Genomic DNA, 1,045 nt, shown 5'->3' with positions numbered 1-1,045 from the left:
CCGGCCTCCCGGATGCGGTCGAGCACCTCGTTGGCGATCAGCTCGACGGACAGCCGCAGCCCCTCCCGCAGCTCCGCGGAGACGCCGACGGCCTGCCGCCGGGAGCCCTCCCGCAGCTCGGCGAGCCGTTCGCTGCCGCCCTCCTCGGGCGGGCACAGCGTGTCCGCGCCGAACAGGGCCGCGATCACGTCGAGCTCGCCGCCGGGCCGGGTGTCGTTGCGGCCGAACGCGACGTCGAGGCTGACCGCCAGGTAGCGGCCCTCCCCCCAGGTCAGCCTGTCCGCGAGCGTCACCACCGCGCCGGCCAGGATGAGCACGTACCGCGGCCGGTCGTCGTCGAGGGCGAACAGGTGGCCGGCGAGCGCCATGCCGTGCTCGATCCGCTCCCGCCGGTCGACGTCCACCGGGGTCAGCAGCCGGCCGGCGCCGTCCGCGGCGGTCGCCGCGTCCGTGTCCGTCGCCCAGCCGCACTCGACCGCCAGCACGCCCCGGTCGGCGTCGGCCACCGCGATGGTGTGCTCGGTGCCGGCGCGCGTGACGGTCAGCTCCGTCGGCCGCGCGGTGAAGGCGAACGCGCGCAGGGCGTGACCGTGCAGCTCGTGCAGCTTGTCCCGCAGCTTCTCCCGGACGGCCTCGTCCGCCTCCACACCGTCGCGTTCCGCGGCCTGAACGGCCGCGTCGAGTTCGACGATCTCGGCGCGCAGCTCGTAGTAGGCCCGCCGCAGCGCCCGGATGCCCGCCCGCGGCGTCACCGCCGGGCCGAGAGCCGCGGCGGGCTCGTTCTCCCCGAGACCCCCGGCCCACGCCCCGCCGGGCCGGTCGGCGTCGGCGTCGGCGGACAGCCCGTGGTTCTTCTCGGCCTCCGCCCAGCGTCCGAGGTAACCGTCCTTGACCACCTTGGGCAGACGCTCGGCGAGATAGTAGGCGGATAAGTACTCTCCGCGGTTGGTCAGGGACTCCATGCTCATACGGCACGCTCCAGAACGGCGAGCAGCCGCAGCAATGGCTCACCCGTGGTCTCCAGCCGCGCGACGAGATCGTTCTG

1 pseudogene is annotated in these 1,045 nt (G+C 74.5%); it reads right to left on the bottom strand.

The features are described from left to right. Positions 1–968: pseudogene (locus NBW84_RS22050) on the bottom strand (class I SAM-dependent DNA methyltransferase); the annotation flags it as partial. Positions 969–1,045 lie beyond the last annotated feature (77 nt).

The sequence above is a fragment of the Protofrankia sp. CiP1_Cm_nod2 genome, from assembly GCF_920664355.1.
Classification (GTDB): domain Bacteria; phylum Actinomycetota; class Actinomycetes; order Frankiales; family Frankiaceae; genus Protofrankia.
The sequence above is the reverse complement of the archived record's forward strand: the minus strand, read 5'-3'. Positions and strand labels throughout refer to the sequence as shown.